The sequence below is a fragment of the Ruegeria sp. CH8 genome (genome assembly GCF_056536985.1).
The window spans coordinates 153,654-176,334 of the sequence record NZ_JBQFQR010000002.1; the positions used below are offsets into that span (position 1 = coordinate 153,654).

The following is a 22,681-nucleotide window of genomic DNA, read 5'->3' on the forward strand; positions in this document are numbered from 1 at the left end:
GGCTGTCCCCTTGTTGTCGGCTCTTGCTGGTGTTCTTCGCTTATGCAGCGTCGTGATGCAAGCGCTTCATGACCCGAGGAAACCGTCGATTCAGTCGCTGAGCGTGCCCAGTTCGGGGGTCGCATCGTGTGCTTCTTCGTCGGGCCAGTTGGTGCGCCAGATCTCAGCCGACCAGTGGCCGCAATGCACGGACGGACGGTCAAAGCCGGGCAGGGGGTCCAGCAATGGCGCGACGACCACATCATGACGGGGCACGGCGAAATAGGGAAAAGAATAGCGTTCCCGGCCCGAGCGGTTGACTACCCGGTGTGGCGTGGATTTCAGGCGACCGCCCGACCACAGCTCCAGCATGTCGCCAATGTTGACGATGAAACCGCCCGGCGGACAGTCGGGGGTGATCCAGCCTCCGTTGCGGGTCTGAACCTCGAGCCCACCGACCGGATCGGGGGCAATGATCGTCAGCGCGTCGGTGTCCTTGTGCGGGTGGATGCCATAGCCGCCCTCATCTGGTGACTGAGGGGGATAATGCAGCAGCGTCATGTTGGTCATCGGCTGGAGGAACGCATCGCGCAGTTGGCGTTCTGGCAATCCCAATCCGGACTCCAGCGCGCCAAGCAGCATGTCCGCCACACGATCCAGCTGTGCCCAATAGCCAAGGATAACCTCGCCCGCCTTGGGCACCTCGCGCGGCCAGATATTCGGACCGTAGAGCGCGCAATCCTTGCGAATGGGCGAATCCGCAGCCGTTTCGCAATGCAGCTTATATCCTTCGTACTTGTCGGCCTTGCCCGAGCCGTCATTGGGAGTGAAGAACCCCATCGGAATAAACCCGCGATAGTTCTCACGGGTGATAGCCTGATCCCATTTGGCGCTTTCGTCGATGCCAAAGATGGCCTGCACACAAGTGCGCACGTCGGCGACCGTTTCCTGTGGAATGCCTGTCCCTGTTATCGACAGAAAGCCGATCTCAGTGCAGGCGTCCATCACCTGCTGGACGGTGCTGTCATAGTCGGCATGGTCGGGATCATGCAGCGGGGCGATGTCGATTGTAGGGATGCGGTCCATCAGTGAATCCTCACACCCTGACGGTCTAGCTCAGCATGGACCGGGGCAAGGTTCAATTCGTGCACATCTTGGTTGCTTTTCAGCGACAATGCCGCCGCGATCCCGGCGCCTTGACCCATGACAGCACAGCACGCCATGTTGCGGGTGGCGGCATGGGCCACCTTGTCCGCCCCGTGCGAACGCCCCGCGACCAGCAGGCCCTTGATCCCTTTGGGTAGCATCGAGCGGTAGGGCACCTGCATATACCGCCCGGTCGTGGGCAGGATCAGGATGCCATAGCCGTCGATGAATTCGGGGTAGATGCCGATCGTGTCCTCGAACCGGCCCTGATGGCGGGCGTCGTTTTCGGTCATGTTGTACACCGCGTCGATCTTGCGGGTGTCGCGGACTCCGATGGTCATCCCGAAATTCCGCAGCCGTGCGTTTTCACACCCGGGCATGTAGCGACGCAGCGCTTCGATGGCCAGCATCGACTGACGACGGCCCTCGATCTCACCCTTTGTCAGGCTGTCAGGATCGGTGCCGTCGATCTCGGCCAGATGGATGAGGTTCATATAGGTCAGCTCACCCGTGTCATGCATCGCACCCCACGTACCCGCGATGGTATTCAGATGCGGCGGGATCAGACCCTCTTCGATGGCCTGCTGGAAGGGTTTCTTGACGAAGGGTGAGAACATGTCGTCCTCTTTGCCGCTGGTCTCGATGTTCCATTCACCGCCGCCGCCCCAGTCCTTGTAGGTTTGCGGGTCGGCCTTGACGCCCTCCATAAAGGCGCGCTTGTCGACGCCTGCCAAATGGAACATGACCGAGGCGGCCATCATGTCTTCACGTGCGGTTTTGTGGGTGGGCGCACCGGCCCGATGGGCCACATCTGCGTCTCCGGTGGCGTCGATGACAACCTTGGCCAGGATCGCCTCACGCCCGGCTTTGGATTCGGTGATGATGCCGGTGATCCGGTCGCCCTCCATAATCGGAGCGACGAACTGGCGATGCAGCATCGGATGCACACCAGCCTCTTCAACCAGCTTGTCGGCGACCAGCTTGAACCCTTCGCTGTCCAGCTCATAGCTGAGGGATTGGCTTTCCGGCACTGCCGCGCCCATATCCTTGGCGCGTGTCTCGAACTCCATGCCGATACCGCCAGCCTCAACCGTTTGTTCGTGGCGATACCATGCGAACCCCTCGACGCCCACGGCGGTGATGTTGCCGCCCATGCAGCCGAAACGGTCAACCAGAGACACCTCGGCCCCGGCACGCGCTGCGGCCAACGCGGCGGCAAGGCCGGCGGGGCCTGAGCCAACGACCAGTACGTCGGTTTGGTGGACAACAGGGATCTGACGGGCGGGTTCCTGAATGGTCTGCATCGGCGCCTCATGGGATTCACTTTCCCGCTACAATTGGAAACCCTAACTGGCGGGTCAATCAAAAAACCGACTGACCTGAGGTCGCAAAATCACCAAAGCACGATTGCCCCCGGCGGGGCTTTGGCATAAGCAACTTTGAAGTCGAATTCTCACCTTTGAAGGTCAAACAATGCGCCTCAGCCGTTACTTTCTGCCCGTTCTCAAGGAAAACCCCTCCGAGGCCCAGATCGTCAGCCACCGGCTGATGCTGCGTGCCGGAATGATCAAGCAAGCTTCTGCCGGGATCTATTCGTGGCTTCCGCTAGGCTTCAAGGTTCTGCGCAAGCTGGAAAACATCATCCACGAAGAGCAGGCGCGCGCGGGCCATATTGCGATCCAGATGCCCATTATCCAGTCGGCGGACCTGTGGCGTGAATCCGGGCGGTATGACGATTATGGTCAGGAAATGCTGCGCATGAAGGATCGGCATGACCGTGATATGCTTTTCACTCCTACTGCCGAAGAACTGGTCACCGATATCTTCCGCGGCCATGTCAGCAGCTACAAGGATCTGCCGCTGACCCTGTATCAAATCCAGTGGAAATTCCGCGATGAAATCCGCCCGCGCTTCGGCGTGATGCGGGGCCGCGAGTTCTACATGAAGGACGGCTACAACTTCGACCTGACCAAAGAAGACGCGCTGCACGCCTATAACCGCCATCTGGTCAGCTATCTGCGCACCTATGAGCGGATGGGCCTGCAGGCCATTCCGATGCGCGCCGATTCCGGCCCCATCGGTGGCGATGACACGCATGAATTCCTGGTGCTGGCCGATACCGGCGAGTCCGAGGTGTTCTATGACAGCGCCGTCACCGACCTGACCTTTGGCGACCGTCAGATCGACTATGACAGCCGTGAACAGTGCCAGGCCATTCTGGAAGAGTTCACCTCGAAATACGCTCGCACGGACGAAACCCATGACGAGGCGCTGTTCAACCAGGTCCCCGAAGAGCGTCGCCGCGTGGCGCGCGGGATCGAAGTAGGCCAGATCTTCTACTTCGGCACCAAGTATTCCGAGGCGATGGGCGCGACCGTGCAAGGCCCCGATGGCAAACCAACGCCCGTCCATATGGGTAGCCACGGCATCGGCGTCAGCCGCCTGATCGGCGCGATCATCGAGGCCAGCCATGACGACAAAGGCATCATCTGGCCCGAGGGAGTGACGCCGTTCCATTGCGGTATCGTCAACCTCAAGCAAGGTGACGAAGAAGCGGATGCGGCGTGCGAGAAACTCTATGGCGCGCTGACCGCGCTGGGGCTGGAGCCGCTGTATGACGACCGCAACGAGCGGGCAGGGGGCAAGTTCGCCACCATGGATTTGATCGGCCTGCCGTGGCGCATCACCGTTGGCCCGCGCGGCCTTAAAAACGGCGTGGTCGAACTGACCAGCCGCCGCACCGGTGAAAGCGAAGAACTGAGCCCCGAGGCGGCTGTGACCAAGATCGCCGAGATTTATCAACGCGCAAACAACGCTTGAAAAGGTTGTTCCAGTCTTCAATGGATTCCGGTTTTTCTTGCTGCGCTACCGCGCAGCCTCAGTGACCGAGGAGTTGTCGAGGCTAAATGGGCGGCGCTTGTAGCCGCCCAAAAGCAACGAAGTCATTGGCCGTGTTTTTCGGGGCGGGGCACCGACCAATGGAAAGATTGTGTCGTCGAAAGAACCGATAGCTGAATTTGAGATGGGCCCCATCTCGGCTACAGACGGTTTAAGGGGCAAAAAGTCATCATGACGTCATGAACCGCGCGGCAGAGATTTGCCCTCGGGATATGCAGTGTTTTCTCAGAAGAAGAACTGCCTTTTTCTGACGGTTTGCAAATTAACCGTGACGAGATTGGTTCGGATCGACCCGGGTATTTGCTTTGGAAATAGTGTTTTCGGCAGAAGGGGCGGAAGAAGCCTCTTCTCGTTGGAGTACGAAGTCCATTTGATTTTGTTTCGCGTTCCGTTTTTAAAGATTCCGAACTGATCCGACTAAGACTGCTCTCGAAATCCCGATAAGGTGCGATAGAAGTCCCCGCCGATTTTGGTGGAATAACACACTTCGCAGCCGGCAGGTTGAACCGGTTCCCAATAGGTCCGTTGCCTTAGGTTTCGGGAAAATTTGTTGTAATGGTCTCGGAACCAGCGCAACCGTGGAAAGTCTACTTGTTATAGTCTGAAAGTAACGTTGCGGGTAGAACTACAGACGTGGCGCGTGGAACCACTTTGTGGGTTAGGCAATCTGCGGTCATTTGATGTTCGAAACAACTACCCGAGTGCATGATCTAAATTCACCACGCCACGTGCCTCGGATAACCGAAGTTCTTGCACTGAAAGGTGCAGTTCTTCCGGGCCTTTTAGGTGCGGTGCGGTTCTGGCCGTTCTGCCAGAATATCTCCATCCGCACCGTTGCCGCGTGGTACCACGATCGGACGTCCAAGACGTCTGACCAAGTCCCTGAATTCAAAGCCCAGAAAACGCAAACCACAGACCCGTGCGTCGGTTGCGCGATCTGTGACGCACAATCGCCCCTGACGGAAAGCCAAGCGATAGCCTTTGTTTTTCAGGATATCGGTCAAACTTGCCCAACTTGGCGCTGTGGCAAAAAGTGGGCGCATTGTTGCACGCAAAAGCGCAGCAGTTTCGCAATCCAGTTCTGAAGATGCGTTTGGGACCAAAATCGGGTCCAACATTTCGGTATTACTCTTTACAAACATGAGCGACCCCCGCTCTTAAATTGGTTAAATACTGTCCCCCTTCTCCTAGGGTGACAAAGTTTCACAAAATAAGCAAAAGATGAAATAATATTGCTTAATTAATGTTGCATTTTGAGTTCATTTTCTCGTGCAACGACCATATTGACTTCATAGCTGAAACAATTGGGGCTTGTCTGTGAACGGTGTCACAACCAAAGGTGTAACCTTTGGAATCGCTATCTCCTTTTGCCAGAGCGTGCGGGTTCGTTTCGGGTGTGATTCGCTGTGTCTTGGGTTCCGCACAGGTCGTAAGGTCGCTCGTCCTAGTAAACGATGGGCATAACCAGCTTGACCATCTGGCGAAATGCCGAAAGGGTCGCGCCAAACGAAAACACCGGAGCAGACATGGCCAAAACGCCCCCGCCCTTTGCCCCATTCGAATGGAAGATCGCCTGGCGGTACCTGCGCGCGCGCCGCGCCGAAGGTGGCGTCAGCGTGATGACGTGGATTTCGCTGATCGGGATCACACTGGCCGTGTTCGCGCTGATTGCCACGCTGGCGGTGCGGTCGGGGTTCCGGTCTGAATTCGTGGGTACGATCCTGGGGGCCAATGCGCATGTCACGGTCTACTCGGCGGGGAGCTTGGATGCGCAGGGGCGTCTGGACCGCACGATCGAAGATTTTGACAGTGTGGCCGACCGGATTGCGCAGGTGCCGGGCGTGGTTCGTGCGGCGCCGCTGGTCAAGGGGCAGGTGCTGATCACTAATCGCGAACGCAGCAGTGGGGTCGAGGTATTTGGCATCCAACCTGACGATCTGTTGGACCTGCCGGGTATTGCCGAAAGCGAACAGGCGGCGGGTGATCTGTCCGAATTCCAGAATGAGGAGTTCGTCATTGCCATCGGTTCGGGCGTTGCGCGCAGCATTGGTGCCACGGTGGGGGATACGGTCAAGCTGACCTCGCCCAACGGTGTAAAGACCGCCTTTGGCACCTCACCGCGAGTCAGCGCCTATCGGGTGGTCTATGTGTTCTCTGCCGGGCGCTACGACATCGACCGCACGCGCGTCTACATGCCGTTCGAGCAGGCGCAGAGCTTTTTCAATCGCGAAGGCGTGGCTGATGAGATTGAGGTCATGGTCGAACGCCCCGAAGAACTGAATCCGATCGTGATTCCGATACTTGAGGCCGCTGGCGAGCGCAGTCAGATCTGGACATGGCAGGACGCTTCGGGCGGGTTCCTGCGGGCGTTGGAAGTAGAAGACAACGTGATGTTCATCATCCTGTCGATCCTCGTTCTGATCGCGGCGATGAACATTGTCTCGGGCCTCATAATGCTGGTGAAGAACAAGGGGCGCGATATAGGCATCTTGCGCACTATCGGCCTGAGCGAAGGGTCGGTCCTGCGAGTGTTCTTTATCTGCGGAGCATTCACGGGGATTATTGGCACGGTGATGGGCGTGGTTCTGGGGTGTCTGTTCGCGATCTATATCGACCCGATTTTCAGCTTCGTGAACTTTGTCATGGGCGGCGGTGTCTGGGACCCCTCCATCCGTGGAATTTACGCTTTGCCCGCTGAGTTGCACCTGTCAGATGTGCTCAAGGCTATTGGGCTTTCTCTGGGCCTGTCCTTTTTTGTCACCTATTTCCCCGCCCGCCGCGCGGCGCGGCTGAACCCGGTTGAGGCGCTGCGCTATGAATGATGTGACGATGCGGCTGGATGGTCTGACCAAGACCTATCTGAAAGGCACGCCAGGCGAGGTTCAGGTGCTGCGTGGTGCCGATTTAGAACTGTGCGCGGGTGAGGCGGTCGCGCTGGTTGCGCCCTCTGGCGCAGGTAAATCGACACTGCTGCACATCGCTGGTCTGCTGGACACGCCCGATCATGGCTCGGTTGAGATCGCTGGGCAGAGTGCGACGGGCAAGGGCGACCGGACCCGCACTGCTCTACGGCGGCGGGATGTGGGGTTTGTTTATCAGTTCCACCATTTGCTGCCGGAATTCACCGCGTTGGAAAACATCACCCTGCCGCAACTGGCCAATGGTGTTTCGGAAAAAGCGGCGCAAGACAGGGCGATGTCTCTGCTGGACCGTGTCGGCGTCGCGGCGCGTGCGGACCACCGCCCTGCGGCCTTGTCCGGGGGCGAGCAACAGCGTGTGGCCTTCTGCCGAGCGCTGGCCAACAAACCGCGCGTCCTGCTGGCGGATGAACCAACAGGGAACTTGGACCCAGAAACTTCAGATCAAGTATTCGACGCGCTGATGGCGCTGGTCCGGGACGAGGGGCTTTCAGCGTTGATTGCGACTCATAACATTGAACTTGCGGCCCGGATGGATCGCAAATTGCGGCTGGACGGGGGTGTGCTCAAGCCAGTTGAGTAATGGCGACCCCTGCAGCCATAACGGCGATGCCGCCAGCGCGTATCCATGTCAGCGGGGTGACCTGTGCCCCGAACAGGCCGAAATGGTCGATTGCGGCGGTGCTGATCAACTGCCCCAACAGGACAAAGAACACCGCGTTTCCGACGCCGAAATGCGGTGCGACATGGGTTATCGAAAGCACGTAGAAGGCAATCAGGACGCCAGCCAGCAGCAGATGTTTCGGGGCTTGCGCGATTTTGGACAGCGCCCCGAAGCCTGGAAACAGAACCATCACCAGCGCGGAAGCGCCGAAAGCGATTGCGAACAGGACAACGGCAGCGGTGGTTGGTGACTCAATCAGCCGACCCAAAGCCGCGTTCAACGCCGCAAGGATCGGCACGCCAATCCCGGCGGCCAGCATGATGGCTGCGTATTGTGTCATTGCCTGTATCCTCCTGCTGCGTTGATCTGGATCATTGCGGCAAGCTGGCCCTCGGGCAAGCCTGTAAATGTCAATCGGGGCAGGAGGATATGATGATCGGACCGATACGGAATGCAGTTTCAATAGGACTGCTGGCTCTGGCGACGCAAGCCAATGCTCAGGATGTCGAGACGGGTGCCGAGCTGTATCGGCACTACTGCGCGACGTGTCATGGGATTGATGCCACCGGGCATGGCCCGATGGCAGGTGTGCTGGTTATTCAACCAGTCGACCTGACCAAACTGACCGGGGAAGACGGCGTGTTTCCAACCGCCCGCGTCGTAGGGCGGATCGACGGGCGCGACCCGCTGGTCAGCCACGGCAGCCCGATGCCGGTCTATGGGCCTTACTTCGACGGTCAGGACACCTCGATGAAAACGCCCGAGGGGCAACCGATCCTGACCAGCCAACCGATCGTTGATCTGGTCGCTTATCTGGAGACACTGCAGAAGCAGTAGGCGTTAGTGGCAAATCCCGTCGATTTCCGCACCACTCCAGGGAATTACGATGTCACGCTCGCGCGGTTGGTCTGGCAGTGCTGAGAGATCGAAATGCGCACCTAGCATGTCATGCAGACGCTGAGTGCGCGGGGCCTTTGGGTCCAGCGCCCTGCAACAGACATATTCTTCGACAATCGCGCCCTGTTGCTCGAACCCGTAGGTCAGAAAATCGGACGACGTGTTCAGATCAAAGAGATATGGGTCCTTGTTGCCGCCATGTTCGGCCGCGGCCCGCAACGGGTGATAGCCGGTGGTTTTACGGTTCTGCCATTGCCAGACGTGGGTTAATTCATGCGCCAGCAACATCGCGGCAATCAGATTCATCTGCTGGGGGAAGTCGGACATGTAGTCCTCAAGATACCAGTCGCGCGTGAAATAGACCTTGTTGAACAGGGCAACGGCGGCGGGTTTTGCAGTTACGACGCCCTCGGTCGGGGGTGGCAGGATACGTTCCCGGCAGGCGAGGCGCGGGCGTTCCTTGCGGTAGAAAGTGATTGGCGCAACCGGGGCACCTTCGACCAGACGCACACGGTCGAGATTCAACGTCTCTCCCTGAACAGCACCGGCAAAGGCGCGTTCCTGATCCGTCAGCGGTCGCCCGCAGGAGGTGAGCAGGAAAAGAAACGTCATCAAAATGCGCCAAGCCATATTCAAAGCCTAATGTGAAGCGCTCTCGCTGCAACCGGTTTTACAGGCTCATCGCCAATACCCGGCTTATTTCCGTCAGGGAGCGACCGGATTGGTTCATCCATGTGTTAAAGGCATCCTGCACCGCCGCCATCGCCTTTTTTGAACCGGGCGCCTTATCGACCACACCTTCGGCAACCAACCGTGCTGTGACATCGCGCGACAGGATGAAACTATCGCGCCCGACAAAGCGCATGGCATATTGGGCCGAGGCCCCGCCCAGGCGTGACCCGCGTTTGCCCAGCATGGCCAACAGGCCGATATAGTCGGTCGAAGGCCAGCCACCCAGAATTTGACCGACCCCGCCTTCCTGTCTCAACTCCAGCAGAAACGCGGCATTGTCCCGGACGGTTGCTATCTTGGTGCCGTTGCGAACGATGCGGGTGTCCTGCAACAGCGAGTCGAACTTCTCATCATCCATAAAAGCGCAGCGACCAACGTCAAAGCCGTCAAAGGCGGTCTCAAACCCATCCCACTTGTTTTCTATGACCTTCCAGTTGAACCCAGCCTGGAAGATGCATTTTGTGATGACCGAAAGCCAGCGATCATCCGGCATAGCGGCAAGCTCGGCTGCAGTTTTGGGTTTGCTTAGCTTTGCCTCCAAAGCGTCAGGCCCGCCGTGGCGGTCGGCAGCCATGGTAAAAATTTCATCGAAATGGTGCATCGGAGTCCTCCGACGGCAGGGTCGCGTGTTCGTCGCCGGGTTGCAAGCTCTGGTTCTTGTCCGAATACTGCTTGAGCGTCCGACTTGATTTCGGACAAAGACCAACCCGTATCAGGGGCGTAAACCAAGGCACCACTTACGGAGATTGAAATGCTGGGTTGGGGCCTTTTCCTTGCTGCGCTTGTTACATTTCTGCTGACGCACATGATTCCGGCGCGGCCCGCGATGCGCGGCCGATTGATCGAGGTGATGGGGCGTAGGACGTATTTCGCGGCGTATTCTGTGTTGTCGCTGCTTGTGCTCGGCTGGTTGATCGTCGCCGCCGCACAGGCGCCTTATGTCGAGGTTATCCCGCCGTTCCCCGTACTGCGCTGGGTGCCACTACTGGTGATGCCGGTGGTGTGCTGGCTGGCCGTAGCCGGGATGTCGATCCAGAACCCGTTTTCCTTCGGCGGCTTGGGGCACCGCCCATTCGATCCGGAAAACCCCGGCATCCTGCGTGTGACGCGCCACCCTTTGCTGGCGGCGCTGATGCTGTGGGCGCTGGCGCATTTGCTGGCCAATGGCAGCCTGTCTCATGTCATTCTGTTCGGTCTGTTCGCTGGATTCGCCGCGCTGGGCATGGCCTTGATCGACCGTCGTAAAGAGCGTGAGATGGGGATCGAATGGACACGCTTGTCCCGCAATACCGCGCGATTTTCGCTGCGGGCTCCGCGCCCCTGGCCCAGCCTGTGGGTTTGGCTGGTTTCACTTGCCGCCTTTGCGGCTCTGCTTCATCTGCACGCGCCTGTGATCGGCCTATCCCCGTTACCGTAACGCGGGGAGTGGCCGTACAGGGTCTTGCGTGCTATCTGGAATGTCACACTTTGGACTGAGAGGGTCTTTCAATGTATCTGGCCTATGTCACCACCACCGAACGGGGCGCCACCGACCGCTTGCTGAGCGCCGTTGCCGAGCATCTGCAGGCCGCCGGAGCCCATCTGGCCGGTGTGGTTCAAACCAACACCGAATGCGCCGACAGCAGCAAATGCGACATGGACGTGCGCGTTCTGCCGGACGGAGAGACCATCCGTATCTCGCAATCCTTGGGTGAACATGCGCGCGGCTGCCGTCTGGACCCTGCGGCGTTGGAGCAGGCGGTGGGATATGTCACCAACTCGCTCGAAGATGCACCGCAGCTGCTGATCATCAATAAGTTCGGCAAGCACGAGGCTGACGGGCGTGGGTTTCGCCCGGTGATCGCCGAGGCGCTGGCGCAGGATATCCCTGTTTTGGTTGGCGTGAATGGTCTGAATACTGAAAAGTTTCAGGAGTTCACCGGAGGTGCGGCTGAACAAATCAGCCCCAGCGTCGAGGCCGTTACCGAATGGTTCGATCGCGTTACGGCGCAGCGTGTAGCTGCAGCCTGACGTAAGTTTCGTTGGGTAACGCACTGTAAACCTGACTTGTTTCAGCCTGCATGTACTGCAATCCTCTGACCTCGGAGGAGGCAGCACATGTGGACCAACTGGGCCGGAAACCAGAGCGCGGATACGGCGATCACGCGCCCCAGCACGATTTCCGAATTGCAACAGGCGATGGCGGAATCGTCCAGCCTGCGCGTCGTCGGGGCAGGGCATTCCTTTACACCCATCGTTGCGGGCGGGGACCGGATTTTGGACCTGTCCAAGCTGGATTTACCGACTTTGGGCGACGGGGTTGGTGACCGCATCTGGGTCAATGCAAATGCGCGGCTGAGGGATCTGTCTCCGGCGCTGGCCGCGCAAGGGCTGGCCTTTCGCAATCTTGGCGACATCAACGCGCAATCGCTGGCCGGGGCGGCTTCGACCGCGACGCACGGGACCGGGCGCACGCTGCCCTGTCTTTCGGCAGAGATTACCGCCGCGAAGCTGATCACCGCGGGTGGGGATGTCCTGTCCACCGACGACGTCCCGCTTGAGATGGCACAGGTCACGCTGGGGATGCTGGGCGTTCTGACCGAGACGCAAATCTCGGTCGTGCCGAAATACAATTTGCGCCGCCGGGTGCGGTTGGCCGATCTGCAGGACAGCCTGGCTAATATGCATCAGAACTGGGCCGAGAACCGGAATTTCGAGTTTTTCTACATCCCTTTCACCGGCAAGGCCGTTGAAATCCGCCACGACCTGTCCGATGCGCCCGAAAGTACGGCGCCGCGTGATCTGGACATGATCGCCGTCAAAGTGCTGAAACTGGCGCGGAATGCAGGCAAGTTCAGCGGCGGGCTCCGTAGTATGCTGCTGAAGCTGCTGACCCTGGCGCAATCGGACGAAGACTATGTAGGCGAAAGCTGGCGAGTTCTGTGCAGCGACCGTCACATTCGCTTCAACGAGATGGAATATCACCTGCCGCCAGACGTGGCCGGGGATGTGCTGCAAGAGGTCATCACCCGTCTGCACCGCGATCACAAGGATATCTATTTCCCGATTGAGGTGCGCCAGACCGCTGGGGACACGGCCTGTCTATCTCCATTTCAGGGCGGTCCGCGGACTTCGATTGCCGTTCATACGGACGCGAGGGAAGATCACCGCAGGTATTTCGACGCGCTGGAGTCGTTGTTTGTGGAGGCAGGAGGGCGTCCACACTGGGGCAAGATGCACAGTCTGACCCACAAGGAGCTCTCGGGAATATATCCGGATTTCGACCTCTTCTGCGCGCGGCGAGAACAGCTGGATCCTGGCGGCAAGTTCCTGACCCCCGCTTTGGCCAAGCTGTTTCGGCCATGAGTGAGTATCTGCAAACCCTGTCCGAAGCCCTGCGCGCCTATGGTGTGGACAAACCGGTCGCCGTGGTCGATCTGGATCGGCTTGAGGCGAACTGCGCCCTTACCGTCAACGGTTCAGATGCCGGGTTGGATCGCCGTCTGGTCGCCAAGTCTTTGCCCTGTCTGCCGCTGTTGAATCACATACGGGGGCAGATATCGATCTCGGGCCTGATGACCTTTTCCGAACCGATGCTGCGGGCTCTTTTGCAGGCCGAGCCTATGACGGATCACTTGATCGGCAAGCCGCTCCCCGTCAACTCAGTCGCGCGGGTTTTGTCGGAATGTCCAGATGCCTCCGCACGCGTTCAGTGGTTGATCGATTCTCCGGAACGGCTGCATGCATATCTGGCCCTTGCAGCGGATCGGCAGGCGGTCCTGCATCTGTCACTGGAAGTTGATATCGGCCTGCATCGGGGCGGATTCCAGCCCGAGCACGTGGCAGAAATTGCGCAGAAAATCGACGCCAACCCCAATGCGCGACTGTCCGGTGTAATGGGGTACGAGGCGCATTTGGCCAAACTGCCGGGTTTCCTGCGCAAGCGTGCCGTTCGGGCCTGTGCAGACGCGTTCGATCTCGCCGTTTCTGGTTTGCCGAACAGGGGCAAGGGGCTATGCCTGAACACCGGTGGCAGCCTGACGTTTCAGTCCTATCGCGCAGGGGATAACGCTACCGAAATTGCTTTCGGTTCGGTATTGGTAAAACCCACGGATTTCGGCCACGCCACAACTCAAGGCTTTCAACCCGCGGCGTTCATCGCGACGCCGATTCTGAAAGCCATGCCGGATAACTCGCTGCCTGGGTTTGATTTTCTGGCCCGGCGAAAAACCGATCTTGCGATTTTCGGAGGATATTTCCCGGCCAAGCCTGTATTCCCCAACGGATTTGGCTATTCGCCGGTGTTCGGGCGGTCGAGCAATCAGGAGGTCTGGACAGGTCCTCCAGCCGCTACCGTCAAGCCCGGTGACATAGCCCTGTTGCGCCCAAGCCAAAGCGAGGCGGTGCTGAACCAGTTCGGGGTCATTCTGGCGGTCCGGGGCAATCAGGTGGTCGCAGAATGGGAATGCCTGCCGAATTAACGGCCGGTTGCACTTTGTCACCATCTGAGAAAGATGGTGGGCGACCCTGGAATCGAACCAGGCGTGCGTCTCCGCGAGGGAGTTACAGTCCCCTGCCACACCTTGCGGCCTGTCGCCCACTGTCAGGCGTTGCACCTGACGTGGAGGCGTGATTACTAGCGCCTTAAAGGAGCGTCAACAGGAAAATACCGCTTTGACGCAGGAAACCGAATTCCCGGCCAGGAGGCCCAAGAAATGAAGAAACCCAAGTGGGTCGTTGAAAAGGAACAGGCGCGCAAAGCGGCTGCTGCGGAAACCGTCTGGCTGTTTGGTCTGCACGCCGTGCGCGATGCTTTGATGAACCCCAAGCGGCAGAAACTGCGCTTGATTGTGACGCGAAATGCGCAAGACAAGCTGGCCGAAGCGATTGAATTCGCTGGGATCGAGGCCGAAATGGTCGACCCGCGCAAATTCACCGCGCCGATTGATCCGGGGTCCGTGCATCAGGGTGCAGCTCTTGAGGTCAAACCGCTGGACTGGGGCGGGCTGGCCGAGAATTGCATCGGGCGCGAACACCCCCGCGTGATTCTGTTGGATCGTGTGACCGACCCGCACAATGTCGGTGCGATTCTGCGCTCGGCCGAAGTTCTGGGGGCCAGTGCGGTGATCGGCACGCGGCACCATTCGGCACCGGAAACCGGTGCGCTGGCTAAGACCGCCAGTGGCGCGCTGGAGCGTCAGCCCTACCTGAGGGTCCGCAATCTGGCCGATGCCATCGTCGAACTGCAGAATATGGGATTTCTGGTGCTGGGTCTGGATGGTGAAGCGGATTCCACCATCGAAATGGCACTGGGCGGAAAACTGGACCAGCCTGTCGCGTTGGTGCTGGGGGCTGAAGGGCCGGGTCTGCGGCAAAAAACCAAGGAAACTGTGGACTTTCTGGTGAAAATCGACGCAGCGGGCGGGTTTGGTTCCCTCAACGTCTCAAATGCTGCCGCGATCGCCCTATATGCCTCAAGGCACAGATAGACAGGAGAGTCTCATTTCCAGCCCGTCGAAAATCGCCACCTGCTGCTATTGCGGGACCCGTGCTGCGCTTGTCCTGAAGGGAAAGCAACGTCACGAGTTAAGCTGTTCAAGCTGCGGTGCGCCGTTGCATGACCTCAAGATGGTGCCCAAGCGCAAACTGGTCGAAAAGCAGACAAAGCGCGATATGGGAAAATTTGCGGGATCGCATAAGAAAAAGAAGAAAAAGAACAAGGGTGTGTTCTCGCGGGTACTGGATGAAGCGTGGGATGTGATCGAGGATATCTTTGACTGACGTGGCGCAGGTGCGACACAGGTGATCACAACCCCGTTAAATGGGGTTCCACTGGGCGGTAAAAATTGCATCTTGAGACCCTGATGTCTGAAATCCGAATACCGTAATGCTGATCCGACGTTTCCTTCTTGGCGCGATGTTCGCCGCTTTGATCGCTCCTGCCGCGACGGCGCAGGAGATGCCCGTGTATTTTGAGGCGGATGGAGCAGCCTTGGCCGGGTATGACCCGGTTTCGTATTTCAAGAGCGACGCACCAGTTCAGGGGCAGCCAAAATACGCGGTGGTCTGGAAAGGGGCCGAATGGCATTTTGCCTCGGCTGAGAACCAAGAGGCATTCGAGCGCGATCCACGTGCCTTTGCGCCTCAGTTCGGTGGGTATTGCGCATATGCCATGGCGAAGGGGATTCTGGTCAGTACCGACCCGCTGGCTTGGCAGGTGGTCGATGGTCGTCTGTACCTGACCCACTCGCCTGAGATTGAACAGATGTGGCGCGAAGCGACGGCTGAGTATATCCGAATGGCCGAGGCGCACTGGCCCGTTGTTCTGTACGAGCAATGAGCGGAGATCCGCTTTTTGTGACGTGTCATCACAAAAATGCGCATCCCCTCTTTTTTTCTCTCAACTTATGCCTAAATGTCACAGTGACCGCGGAACGGAACTGCCGCGGGTCATTTCACTGTCCCTCGTTCCAACAACTGGCGCTCAGGTTCGACCTGGGCGCTTTTTTCTTTTGAGCACCCGGATTAGGGTGCCTGCATGAGCGAGCATTCCAACGATTTTCTGAAAGACATCCTGAAGCGCACCAAGGTTATTGCTGTTGTCGGTGTGTCAATGAACCCTGTCCGGCCCAGCTATTACGTGGCGCGTTATCTTTCGCTGAAAGGGTATACGGTCATCCCGGTCAACCCGGGCCATGCCGGGACAGAGCTGTTTGGTCAGACCGTCAGGGCCTCACTGACCGAGATTTCCGAACCAGTGGACATGGTCGATATCTTCCGCCGGTCCGAGGCCGTGCCGCCGATTGTGGATGAGGCGTTGGCTGCTTTCCCAAACCTGGGCACGGTCTGGATGCAAATCGGAGTCGAGCATCCTGAAGCTGCCGCCTTAGCACAGGCGCGCGGCGTGGACGTGATCATGAACCGTTGCCCCAAGATCGAATATCAGCGCCTGTTCGGAGAACTGCGAATGGGTGGATTTGCCACCGGTGTGATCTCGTCTAAAATCTAGCCGCTTACATAGGGTAACAATTCACCGTATTGTTCCTGCTGACGCTTTTGCAGCACGACCCCGCGCGGCACCCACTCGTACTTCGTGTCTTCGACCAGCGGAGACCAGAACAAAACGCCACCGTAACGCCACGGATCCAGCACCACGCCGTCATACATCGTCTCACCCTTGCGGCTGATGATGGCGGTGCTGTGGTCGATCCTGAACGGGTTGTCTGCATTTGCAATGGCGCGGTGCAGTTCCAGCGTCTGGAAGTTCTCTTGCTTCAACCGACGTTCGATATCTTCGGCCCAATGCCAGCACAGCCCACGCGGGCGCAGCCCTTTGTTGACCTTGGCGTTGTGGATCAGCGGTGCGTCGGTAATCTCATACTCCTGCACCAATTGCGCGGTGTAGGAATAGGCGATACGGGCGGCGCGGTCGGCTTCTTCCGGGTCGATATCGGGGCCAAGGCTGCGGATTTCGCTCGACAGCCGTTGCACCTCATCCCCGGTGGAGGGTGGAGGCGTCGAACACGCGCCCAGCGTCACTAGGGCCAGAACAATGGCCAAAGCTCTGATCATCCTAATGCCCTTTGATCAGTGGATCGTGAAGCCCGATCATAATGGGTCAGGCAGGGGGACGGAACCCCGTGCTTAACCCTTGGGGCGCGCGGCTTTTTCAGCGATGCCGCTGATGCCCTGACGCCGTGCCAATTCGGTGAGAACATCGTCGAGTGCCACGTCACGAGCGGCCAGCATGACAAGCAGGTGATAGAGCACATCCGCAGCCTCGGTCGTCAGACCGGCCTTGTCGTTCTTGACGGCTTCGATGATGGCTTCAACGGCCTCTTCCCCGAATTTCTCGGCGCATTTCTCAGGGCCTTTGGCCAACAGCTTGGCGGTCCAGCTGGAATCCGGGTCAGCCCCTTTCCGCGCCTCAATAGTAGCGGCCAGATCGTGCAGAATGCTCATGTCAGCCTCATGGGGATACCCGCTGCGGCCATGTGTTCCTTGGCCTCGCGGATCGTGTATTCGCCGAAATGGAAGATCGAGGCGGCAAGCACGGCACTTGCTCCGCCTTCGGTCACGCCTTCGACCAGATGGTCCAGATTGCCGACACCGCCTGAGGCGATCACCGGCACATCTACAGCATCGGAAATCGCACGCGTCAGAGGCAGATTGAACCCAGCCTTGGTACCGTCGCGATCCATCGAAGTCAGCAGAATCTCACCCGCGCCTTTAGAAACGACGGTTTTGGCGAATTCTACCGCGTCGATGCCGGTGGGTTTACGACCGCCATGGGTAAAGATCTCCCACTTGCCGGGACTGACTGTTTTGGCGTCGATGGCACAGACAATGCACTGGCTGCCGAACTGATCCGCCGATTCCGCGATCACATCCGGGTTGGCCACGGCGGCTGAGTTGAAGCTGACCTTGTCGGCGCCCGCCAGCAGCAGGGCGCGGACGTCATCCTTGGTGCGCACACCGCCCCCCACCGTCAGCGGCACAAAACACTGTTCCGCTGTGCGCTGAACCACATCGAACATGGTGCCGCGGTTCTCATGGGTAGCGTGAATGTCGAGAAAACAGATTTCATCTGCGCCTGCCGCGTCATAGGCCTTTGCGGATTCCACCGGGTCGCCGGCATCGCGCAGACCAACAAAATTCACGCCCTTGACCACGCGGCCATCGGCGACATCTAGACAGGGAATGATGCGGGTTTTCAGCATGTCGGCGTCCTTTGTTGCCGCACCTCTACCGGCAAAGCTGCGCCGAAGCCAGAGCCGAAAACTGGATAATGCCGCGCCGCAGGTTGTGCAGCGCGGCGCGGTGTCAGTGTTTTGCGAGTATTCTTAGGGCTGACAGCAGGTTGGCTTTGTCGTCTGTCCAGGGAGCCCGACCATCGGTGGTCAGCAACTGCCAATTCCCGGCACTGGCAAACACATCGATACGATCTTTGTCGCGGCTTAGGATCACGACATAGGTGCTCAAAGCTCCTTGTTCTTGCGCTTCGGCGTCCACTTTGTCCGCCTGAACCGCCGCGTGTAGCCCAAGCGTTTCAGAAGCCCGTGCCAACTGCGGCGCCAGATCGTAGAACTTATTGGAAATGTGGAAGACCAACGTGCCGCCTTGGTTCAGCTGGCGCAAATAGGCTTCGATCGCTTCCTGCGTTATAAGGTGCAGTGGAATTGCATCCGAGCTATAGGCATCGAGCACCATGATATCAAAAGAAAACTTTTGGTGCTCCAACACAATCCGCGCGTCGCCCAGATGAGTTTTCGAATCCGGAGCGCATTCGGTCATATACGTGAACAACTCCGGATTGCGGGCAATGCGATCCACTGTCTCGTCGATCTCGAAAAAGTCCCAAGTCTGATGGGGCTGCCCGTAACAAGCCAGCGCACCGGTCCCAAGGCCAACAATGCCGATATTGTCAGAGTTCAAACCGTAGTCCGAAGTCAGGATTTCGGCCATTGGTCCGTCAGGGTGGTAGTACGAAGCAGCCACGGGTCGCGTGCCGGGCGGGGTGTGCCTCTGCAGACCGTGCGTAGTGGTGCCGTTCCTGTATACCCGGAACTCGCCGAGATCATAGACAGAGTGGGTGCCGAAAAAGCTGCGATCGCTGAAATGCAAATCTTGCTTTGGGAGCATGGTTGGCAGAAGAAAGATAACCAGCACCCCTGCTATGCGGGCCGGTGCATTCCGGAACGCCATTACAAACATGGCAACCAGAGCGGCGGTTGCGATCATGAGGACTGTTTCTGCATCCGCTGTGCTCCCCGTCCTTGAACATGCTGATCGCAACGGAAATCGGGGCGGCAACGGCAATCCCAATCAGAGCATCGCGCATATTGAATGATCTGGCGTGAAGCAGAAACAAACCGCCCGCCGCAGCAAGTGTTAGGGCAAATTCAATTTCCTGATTAAAAACAGCAGGCGCAATAATCGAGTTGAATAGCCCGCCGCAAGCACCTCCGACGGAAAGTGCAAGGTAAAAGGTTGTGAGGTGTTCCGCAGGAGGCCGGAGTTCATAAAGAAGCCTGTGGGCATACAGGGCGACAAAAAACAGCAGCGGAATATACACCAGCATAGCGGTCAGAGGCTGTTGCGATGATCCGATTATGGACAACATCGCGACGCCAAATGCCATCATCAGCAGCACCGGAATTCTGAGGCCGCTCAGGGTGAGCCGGCGCCACTTTGCGAAGGCAATAATGAACGTCAGGATATAGGTGGCCAGCGGTACAACCCAGATTAATGGGATCGCACCAAGGTCGGTGCTAAGCTTGGTTGTGGTGGCCAGCATCAAGGACGAAGGGATGAAGGCGATGAACACCCAGGCGGCAATCGTTCTGGCGCTCAGGGCCTTGCCCGCCTCGTGTGATGTTTCCTTGGTGACGGTTTCGGCGGGGCCGCGCAGGGCGATCATGCCGCTGATTGCCAGGAGAATGCCGAAAACAACAAAACCGACCGACCAGAACACGCTGATTTCACGTGCGCCGAAGAAAGGATCGGCAAGCAGTGGAAAAGACAGCAGAGCTAGTAGTGATTCGACGTTGCTTGCTGCATATAGAAAATACGGGTCATTGGCCGAAGGCCCGCCCGACCGCGAATACCATGCCTGCAGCAACGGCGCGTTCGCAGACAGCACGGCAAAGGGAACACCTACGCCCACTGCAAACAAAATGAGTGTTTGCAAAGCAATGGATTGCGAGGAGTCGAACCTCCATCCCTCTTGCGTTGCCAAAGGAAGGAAGCTGAGCGCCAGTAGCCACAGGGTTAGATGCGTCACGAGTTGCCAGCGCAGGGTAAACCAGCGGCTCAGCATATGGGCATACAGATACCCGAGGATCAGCATCAATTGAAAAAACAGCATTGCGGTTGTCCAGACCGCCGGGGTTCCGCCGATTTTGGGTAAAACGAGTTTGGCAAACAGCGGTTGTACAAAAAACAGAAGATTGGCGCTGACAAAAATTGACGCGCAAAAAATGATGACCGGGGCATAGTTGCGCCAATTTTCAGTGGGTTGCGATACGTGTGAAAAGGACACAATGAAACTCCGGAATAAGATTTCGCTTCAGCCGTATTGGTGAATTCTGACCTTTTTGCGGCTGATCTGCGCAAACTCATTGCGAATATGTGGAATTGTTCACGATTTGCGATCAATTGTCGGGCATGGAATGAGCAATAAGGATCGAGGTAACCGGCAATAGCCCGCCGATGCCGGAGTTGTGATTGCCACATCTCTCAAACCTGTGAAAACTGTCCCCAAATTCATCAGGAGATCAATGAGATGCGCAAACTCATTCTGACAACCGCTATTGTAATTGGAGGAGCTGTCACCGCAATGGCAGACGATATTATCAAGGTGAATACCGACAAATCGGTATCCGAGGCGCTGGATGCGCTTGAGGCTGCTGTCGGCAACGCGGGCGCGACCGTGTTCGCTCGTATTGACCACGCGGCTGGGGCCGAAAAGGTTGGTCTGACTATTCCGGCAAATCAGGTTCTGATCTTCGGCAACCCGGCGCTGGGCACACCTGCGATGCAGATCGACGCGCGTGCCGGTTTGTTCCTGCCGCTGAAAGTGCAGGCTTACGAGGACGAAAACGGTCAGGTCTGGCTGGCCTATGAAGACCCGAAAGAGACCATGGACGAGCTGGACGCTGTCGAAAAATCCCCCGTCATCGAAAAGATGCGCGGCGCGTTGGCTAAGCTGACCTCGGTCGCCGCACAGTAAGTTCTGCAGCTACTCTGGCGCGGGGTGTCCTCAGTGATTTTGGGGCCGCACCAATCTGTGATAAGGTTGGTGCATTTCAAAATACACAAATTTGGAGGACAGCTCATGAAAATTGCGGCAAAGAAGATCGGCGCGGTAGCGTGTGTTCTCGTAGTTGCCAGCGGGGCACAAGCCCAGGACTTCATGTCTCAAAAAGAACTGCTGGCGACCATTCCGGGTGCAACGGTCCGGTCAGTTTCAAATCAGGACAACAAGACACCGTGGGTGCAGGCGTATAGCTCCGGGCGCAAGAAGGGTAAGCTGGCCGGCAACTTCGGTGGCGATACCTATGACGGAGAATGGTACGTTGATGGGGATGCCTGGTGCGAGAAGACCGGTGACTGGACCGGGTGTTTTCAGTTTGTAAGAATAAGTGAAAAAGAGCTGCAACCGTACAAGGATGGGCGGCCCCGAAAACACACCTGGAAGCTGGAATAGCTGTTACGTGCTTAGTGTAACCAGCGCCTCTTTCAGGTCAATCGCGCCATCATAGAGCGCCCGGCCGGAGATCGCGCCGTTCAGGTCCACACCGCAATCGCGCAGCGCGATCAGGTCGTCCAGTGAGCTGACGCCGCCTGAGGCAATCACCGGGATCGACACGGCGCGGGCCAGGTCGGCGGTGGCTTCGATATTCGGGCCCTGCATCGCGCCGTCGCGGTTGATGTCGGTATAGATTATGGCGGCGACGCCTGCGTCCTCGAAGCTGCGGGCCAGATCGGTAACCTGCACGTCAGTTTCTTCGGCCCAGCCTTTGGTGGCGACCATGCCGTTTCGGGCGTCGATGCCCACGGCGACTTTGCCGGGGAAGGCTTTGGCCGCCTCGCGTACCAGATCGGGATTTTCCACCGCGACCGTGCCCAGAATCACGCGGGCTAGTCCTTTGTCGATCCAGGTTTCGATCGTGGCCATATCGCGGATGCCTCCGCCCAACTGAGCGGGCACGTCACAAGCTTTCAGAATGGCCTCGACCGGGGCTGCGTTCACCGGCTCACCGGCGAAGGCTCCGTTCAGGTCCACCAGGTGCAACCATTCGCAGCCCGCTTCAACAAAGGCGCGGGCCTGAGCGGCCGGGTCTTCGTTGAATACGGTGGCCTTGTCCATTTCTCCGCGCAGCAGGCGCACGGCCTGGCCGTCTTTGAGGTCGATGGCGGGGTAAAGGATCATGATCGGCGGCCCTATATCAGTGTTACACGCGCGGGATATCGCACAAGCAGGGCAGGGGATGCAACGCGACGCTAAGTCATTCTTGCCCGTGCGCGCATCGCTCGTCAGACTGACGACAAATCAGGGAGGAAATCATGAAGAATATTACCCTTGCGGCAGGCTTTGCAGTTCTGGCAACGGCGTCTTTGGCTGATCCGGCCGATGGTCTGTGGAAGACACAGCCGGGCGACGAAGGCGGCTATCTGCATGTCACCATCGCTCCGTGCGGCAGCGCGATCTGCGGCACCATCGACAGTGCCTTTGATAAATCCGGAAATCAGCAGCTGGCCTACGAGAATTTGGGCAAACAGATCATCTGGGACATGGAGCCAGAGGGCGACGGTACCTATGCCAATGGCAAAATCTGGGCGCCGGACCGGGACAAGACCTACAATTCGAAAATGACCCTAGACAGCCAGAACGAACTGACTGTCAAAGGTTGCGTTGCGGGTGGTCTGGTCTGCCGTGGACAGACCTGGACGCGCATTCAGTAAG

General features: G+C 58.2%; 27 protein-coding genes and 1 tRNA gene. 15 read left to right on the forward strand and 13 right to left on the reverse strand.

Features of this window, described 5'->3' with window-relative positions; all coding sequences use genetic code 11:
- Positions 1–90 precede the first annotated feature (90 nt).
- Positions 91–1,065, reverse strand: a complete 975-nt coding sequence (locus tag ACR0ER_RS02825; protein ID WP_480767633.1) for an isopenicillin N synthase family dioxygenase — start codon at positions 1,063–1,065, stop codon at positions 91–93.
- A complete protein-coding gene (locus ACR0ER_RS02830; RefSeq protein ID WP_480767634.1) occupies positions 1,065–2,429 on the reverse strand; it encodes an FAD-dependent oxidoreductase in 1,365 nt (454 codons plus the stop codon). The genes ACR0ER_RS02825 and ACR0ER_RS02830 overlap by 1 nt, the downstream gene beginning before the upstream one ends.
- 169 nt (positions 2,430–2,598) lie before the next feature.
- On the opposite strand from ACR0ER_RS02830, the gene proS reads away from it, so the two are divergent.
- The gene (proS, locus tag ACR0ER_RS02835) at positions 2,599–3,945 is read left to right on the forward strand and encodes a proline--tRNA ligase (protein ID WP_170331647.1); all 1,347 of its coding nucleotides are present in this window, start codon (positions 2,599–2,601) and stop codon (positions 3,943–3,945) included.
- 860 nt (positions 3,946–4,805) lie between these two features.
- Here proS and ACR0ER_RS02840 read toward each other — a convergent pair.
- Positions 4,806–5,165 carry a hypothetical protein gene (locus ACR0ER_RS02840; protein WP_480767635.1) on the reverse strand — a complete coding sequence of 120 codons (360 nt, stop codon included), beginning with the start codon at positions 5,163–5,165 and terminating at the stop codon, positions 4,806–4,808.
- A 384-nt stretch (positions 5,166–5,549) separates the two neighbouring features.
- Between ACR0ER_RS02840 and ACR0ER_RS02845 the strand changes: the two genes are divergently transcribed.
- Both ACR0ER_RS02845 and ACR0ER_RS02850 read left to right on the forward strand, forming a co-directional pair.
- Complete coding sequence (locus tag ACR0ER_RS02845; RefSeq protein ID WP_480767636.1) at positions 5,550–6,845, forward strand: lipoprotein-releasing ABC transporter permease subunit; 1,296 nt, start codon at positions 5,550–5,552, stop codon at positions 6,843–6,845.
- On the forward strand, positions 6,838–7,524 hold the full coding sequence (locus ACR0ER_RS02850; protein WP_480767637.1) for an ABC transporter ATP-binding protein: 687 nt from the start codon (positions 6,838–6,840) through the stop codon (positions 7,522–7,524). Before ACR0ER_RS02845 ends, ACR0ER_RS02850 begins: the two co-directional genes overlap by 8 nt.
- Here the strand turns inward: ACR0ER_RS02850 and ACR0ER_RS02855 are convergent.
- A complete protein-coding gene (locus tag ACR0ER_RS02855; RefSeq protein ID WP_170331639.1) occupies positions 7,508–7,945 on the reverse strand; it encodes a DMT family transporter in 438 nt (145 codons plus the stop codon). The genes ACR0ER_RS02850 and ACR0ER_RS02855 overlap by 17 nt on opposite strands.
- 92 nt (positions 7,946–8,037) lie before the next feature.
- Here ACR0ER_RS02855 and ACR0ER_RS02860 point away from each other — a divergent pair, with 92 nt between their 5' ends.
- The gene (locus tag ACR0ER_RS02860; protein ID WP_170331637.1) at positions 8,038–8,442 is read left to right on the forward strand and encodes a c-type cytochrome; all 405 of its coding nucleotides are present in this window, start codon (positions 8,038–8,040) and stop codon (positions 8,440–8,442) included.
- 3 nt (positions 8,443–8,445) lie between these two features.
- Here ACR0ER_RS02860 and ACR0ER_RS02865 read toward each other — a convergent pair whose 3' ends face one another.
- Positions 8,446–9,114 (reverse strand): hypothetical protein, encoded by a 669-nt coding sequence (locus ACR0ER_RS02865; protein WP_480767638.1) that lies wholly within the window; start codon positions 9,112–9,114, stop codon positions 8,446–8,448.
- Positions 9,115–9,172: 58 nt separating this feature from the next.
- On the reverse strand, positions 9,173–9,835 hold the full coding sequence (locus ACR0ER_RS02870) for a DNA-3-methyladenine glycosylase I (protein ID WP_480767639.1): 663 nt from the start codon (positions 9,833–9,835) through the stop codon (positions 9,173–9,175).
- A 150-nt stretch (positions 9,836–9,985) separates the two neighbouring features.
- Between ACR0ER_RS02870 and ACR0ER_RS02875 the strand changes: the two genes are divergently transcribed.
- From ACR0ER_RS02875 to ACR0ER_RS02890, 4 genes are all read left to right on the forward strand, one after another.
- Complete coding sequence (locus tag ACR0ER_RS02875) at positions 9,986–10,651, forward strand: NnrU family protein (protein WP_480767640.1); 666 nt, start codon at positions 9,986–9,988, stop codon at positions 10,649–10,651.
- Positions 10,652–10,722: 71 nt separating this feature from the next.
- The gene (locus ACR0ER_RS02880) at positions 10,723–11,244 is read left to right on the forward strand and encodes a DUF2478 domain-containing protein (protein WP_480767641.1); all 522 of its coding nucleotides are present in this window, start codon (positions 10,723–10,725) and stop codon (positions 11,242–11,244) included.
- Between the two features lie 87 nt (positions 11,245–11,331).
- On the forward strand, positions 11,332–12,579 hold the full coding sequence (locus ACR0ER_RS02885; RefSeq protein ID WP_480767642.1) for a D-arabinono-1,4-lactone oxidase: 1,248 nt from the start codon (positions 11,332–11,334) through the stop codon (positions 12,577–12,579).
- The gene (locus tag ACR0ER_RS02890; protein ID WP_480767643.1) at positions 12,576–13,694 is read left to right on the forward strand and encodes an alanine racemase; all 1,119 of its coding nucleotides are present in this window, start codon (positions 12,576–12,578) and stop codon (positions 13,692–13,694) included. The genes ACR0ER_RS02885 and ACR0ER_RS02890 overlap by 4 nt, the downstream gene beginning before the upstream one ends.
- 34 nt (positions 13,695–13,728) lie before the next feature.
- On the opposite strand, the gene ACR0ER_RS02895 is transcribed toward ACR0ER_RS02890, so the two are convergent.
- Positions 13,729–13,812 (reverse strand) — tRNA-Tyr (locus ACR0ER_RS02895).
- 116 nt (positions 13,813–13,928) lie between these two features.
- Here ACR0ER_RS02895 and rlmB point away from each other — a divergent pair.
- From rlmB to ACR0ER_RS02915, 4 genes are all read left to right on the forward strand, one after another.
- A complete protein-coding gene (gene rlmB, locus ACR0ER_RS02900) occupies positions 13,929–14,702 on the forward strand; it encodes a 23S rRNA (guanosine(2251)-2'-O)-methyltransferase RlmB (protein WP_480767644.1) in 774 nt (257 codons plus the stop codon).
- Positions 14,683–14,994 (forward strand): hypothetical protein, encoded by a 312-nt coding sequence (locus ACR0ER_RS02905; protein WP_480767645.1) that lies wholly within the window; start codon positions 14,683–14,685, stop codon positions 14,992–14,994. Before rlmB ends, ACR0ER_RS02905 begins: the two co-directional genes overlap by 20 nt.
- Before the next feature lie 106 nt (positions 14,995–15,100).
- On the forward strand, positions 15,101–15,553 hold the full coding sequence (locus ACR0ER_RS02910; RefSeq protein WP_480767646.1) for a YHS domain-containing (seleno)protein: 453 nt from the start codon (positions 15,101–15,103) through the stop codon (positions 15,551–15,553).
- Positions 15,554–15,751: 198 nt separating this feature from the next.
- Positions 15,752–16,222 (forward strand): CoA-binding protein, encoded by a 471-nt coding sequence (locus ACR0ER_RS02915; protein ID WP_480767647.1) that lies wholly within the window; start codon positions 15,752–15,754, stop codon positions 16,220–16,222.
- On the opposite strand, the gene ACR0ER_RS02920 is transcribed toward ACR0ER_RS02915, so the two are convergent.
- The 5 genes from ACR0ER_RS02920 to ACR0ER_RS02940 form a co-directional block, all read right to left on the reverse strand.
- Positions 16,219–16,785 carry a hypothetical protein gene (locus ACR0ER_RS02920; RefSeq protein ID WP_480767648.1) on the reverse strand — a complete coding sequence of 189 codons (567 nt, stop codon included), beginning with the start codon at positions 16,783–16,785 and terminating at the stop codon, positions 16,219–16,221. The two genes, ACR0ER_RS02915 and ACR0ER_RS02920, sit on opposite strands and share 4 nt — an antisense overlap.
- Before the next feature lie 72 nt (positions 16,786–16,857).
- A complete protein-coding gene (locus tag ACR0ER_RS02925) occupies positions 16,858–17,175 on the reverse strand; it encodes a phosphoribosyl-ATP diphosphatase (RefSeq protein ID WP_480767649.1) in 318 nt (105 codons plus the stop codon).
- A complete protein-coding gene (gene hisF, locus ACR0ER_RS02930) occupies positions 17,172–17,933 on the reverse strand; it encodes an imidazole glycerol phosphate synthase subunit HisF (RefSeq protein WP_480767650.1) in 762 nt (253 codons plus the stop codon). The genes ACR0ER_RS02925 and hisF overlap by 4 nt, the downstream gene beginning before the upstream one ends.
- Before the next feature lie 103 nt (positions 17,934–18,036).
- Entirely contained in the window at positions 18,037–18,678 is a 642-nt protein-coding gene (locus tag ACR0ER_RS02935; protein ID WP_480767651.1) for a spermidine synthase, read from the reverse strand.
- 112 nt (positions 18,679–18,790) lie between these two features.
- Positions 18,791–20,254 (reverse strand): hypothetical protein, encoded by a 1,464-nt coding sequence (locus tag ACR0ER_RS02940; RefSeq protein WP_480767652.1) that lies wholly within the window; start codon positions 20,252–20,254, stop codon positions 18,791–18,793.
- A gap of 243 nt (positions 20,255–20,497) precedes the next feature.
- Here ACR0ER_RS02940 and ACR0ER_RS02945 point away from each other — a divergent pair, with 243 nt between their 5' ends.
- Together ACR0ER_RS02945 and ACR0ER_RS02950 are read left to right on the forward strand one after the other, a co-directional pair.
- The gene (locus tag ACR0ER_RS02945) at positions 20,498–20,944 is read left to right on the forward strand and encodes a DUF302 domain-containing protein (RefSeq protein ID WP_480767653.1); all 447 of its coding nucleotides are present in this window, start codon (positions 20,498–20,500) and stop codon (positions 20,942–20,944) included.
- A 105-nt stretch (positions 20,945–21,049) separates the two neighbouring features.
- Positions 21,050–21,421: a hypothetical protein gene (locus tag ACR0ER_RS02950; protein WP_170331608.1), complete on the forward strand. Its 372-nt coding sequence runs from the start codon at positions 21,050–21,052 to the stop codon at positions 21,419–21,421.
- Positions 21,422–21,424: 3 nt separating this feature from the next.
- Here ACR0ER_RS02950 and hisA read toward each other — a convergent pair whose 3' ends face one another.
- Positions 21,425–22,147: a 1-(5-phosphoribosyl)-5-[(5-phosphoribosylamino)methylideneamino]imidazole-4-carboxamide isomerase gene (gene hisA, locus ACR0ER_RS02955; RefSeq protein ID WP_480767654.1), complete on the reverse strand. Its 723-nt coding sequence runs from the start codon at positions 22,145–22,147 to the stop codon at positions 21,425–21,427.
- Positions 22,148–22,281: 134 nt separating this feature from the next.
- On the opposite strand from hisA, the gene ACR0ER_RS02960 reads away from it, so the two are divergent.
- Positions 22,282–22,680, forward strand: coding sequence for a DUF2147 domain-containing protein (locus tag ACR0ER_RS02960; protein ID WP_480767655.1), 399 nt, complete (start codon positions 22,282–22,284; stop codon positions 22,678–22,680).
- Position 22,681: the final 1 nt, after the last annotated feature.

Bases quoted from the DNA above. Each gene is read 5' to 3' on its own strand.
- ACR0ER_RS02825 (WP_480767633.1), bottom strand. From the start codon at position 1,065: ATGGACCGCATCCCTACAATCGACATCGCCCCGCTGCATGATCCCGAC.
- ACR0ER_RS02830 (WP_480767634.1), bottom strand. From the start codon at position 2,429: ATGCAGACCATTCAGGAACCCGCCCGTCAGATCCCTGTTGTCCACCAA.
- proS (WP_170331647.1), top strand. From the start codon at position 2,599: ATGCGCCTCAGCCGTTACTTTCTGCCCGTTCTCAAGGAAAACCCCTCC.
- ACR0ER_RS02840 (WP_480767635.1), bottom strand. From the start codon at position 5,165: ATGTTTGTAAAGAGTAATACCGAAATGTTGGACCCGATTTTGGTCCCA.
- ACR0ER_RS02845 (WP_480767636.1), top strand. From the start codon at position 5,550: ATGGCCAAAACGCCCCCGCCCTTTGCCCCATTCGAATGGAAGATCGCC.
- ACR0ER_RS02850 (WP_480767637.1), top strand. From the start codon at position 6,838: ATGAATGATGTGACGATGCGGCTGGATGGTCTGACCAAGACCTATCTG.
- ACR0ER_RS02855 (WP_170331639.1), bottom strand. From the start codon at position 7,945: ATGACACAATACGCAGCCATCATGCTGGCCGCCGGGATTGGCGTGCCG.
- ACR0ER_RS02860 (WP_170331637.1), top strand. From the start codon at position 8,038: ATGATCGGACCGATACGGAATGCAGTTTCAATAGGACTGCTGGCTCTG.
- ACR0ER_RS02865 (WP_480767638.1), bottom strand. From the start codon at position 9,114: ATGACGTTTCTTTTCCTGCTCACCTCCTGCGGGCGACCGCTGACGGAT.
- ACR0ER_RS02870 (WP_480767639.1), bottom strand. From the start codon at position 9,835: ATGCACCATTTCGATGAAATTTTTACCATGGCTGCCGACCGCCACGGC.
- ACR0ER_RS02875 (WP_480767640.1), top strand. From the start codon at position 9,986: ATGCTGGGTTGGGGCCTTTTCCTTGCTGCGCTTGTTACATTTCTGCTG.
- ACR0ER_RS02880 (WP_480767641.1), top strand. From the start codon at position 10,723: ATGTATCTGGCCTATGTCACCACCACCGAACGGGGCGCCACCGACCGC.
- ACR0ER_RS02885 (WP_480767642.1), top strand. From the start codon at position 11,332: ATGTGGACCAACTGGGCCGGAAACCAGAGCGCGGATACGGCGATCACG.
- ACR0ER_RS02890 (WP_480767643.1), top strand. From the start codon at position 12,576: ATGAGTGAGTATCTGCAAACCCTGTCCGAAGCCCTGCGCGCCTATGGT.
- rlmB (WP_480767644.1), top strand. From the start codon at position 13,929: ATGAAGAAACCCAAGTGGGTCGTTGAAAAGGAACAGGCGCGCAAAGCG.
- ACR0ER_RS02905 (WP_480767645.1), top strand. From the start codon at position 14,683: ATGCCTCAAGGCACAGATAGACAGGAGAGTCTCATTTCCAGCCCGTCG.
- ACR0ER_RS02910 (WP_480767646.1), top strand. From the start codon at position 15,101: ATGCTGATCCGACGTTTCCTTCTTGGCGCGATGTTCGCCGCTTTGATC.
- ACR0ER_RS02915 (WP_480767647.1), top strand. From the start codon at position 15,752: ATGAGCGAGCATTCCAACGATTTTCTGAAAGACATCCTGAAGCGCACC.
- ACR0ER_RS02920 (WP_480767648.1), bottom strand. From the start codon at position 16,785: ATGATCAGAGCTTTGGCCATTGTTCTGGCCCTAGTGACGCTGGGCGCG.
- ACR0ER_RS02925 (WP_480767649.1), bottom strand. From the start codon at position 17,175: ATGAGCATTCTGCACGATCTGGCCGCTACTATTGAGGCGCGGAAAGGG.
- hisF (WP_480767650.1), bottom strand. From the start codon at position 17,933: ATGCTGAAAACCCGCATCATTCCCTGTCTAGATGTCGCCGATGGCCGC.
- ACR0ER_RS02935 (WP_480767651.1), bottom strand. From the start codon at position 18,678: ATGGCCGAAATCCTGACTTCGGACTACGGTTTGAACTCTGACAATATC.
- ACR0ER_RS02945 (WP_480767653.1), top strand. From the start codon at position 20,498: ATGCGCAAACTCATTCTGACAACCGCTATTGTAATTGGAGGAGCTGTC.
- ACR0ER_RS02950 (WP_170331608.1), top strand. From the start codon at position 21,050: ATGAAAATTGCGGCAAAGAAGATCGGCGCGGTAGCGTGTGTTCTCGTA.
- hisA (WP_480767654.1), bottom strand. From the start codon at position 22,147: ATGATCCTTTACCCCGCCATCGACCTCAAAGACGGCCAGGCCGTGCGC.
- ACR0ER_RS02960 (WP_480767655.1), top strand. From the start codon at position 22,282: ATGAAGAATATTACCCTTGCGGCAGGCTTTGCAGTTCTGGCAACGGCG.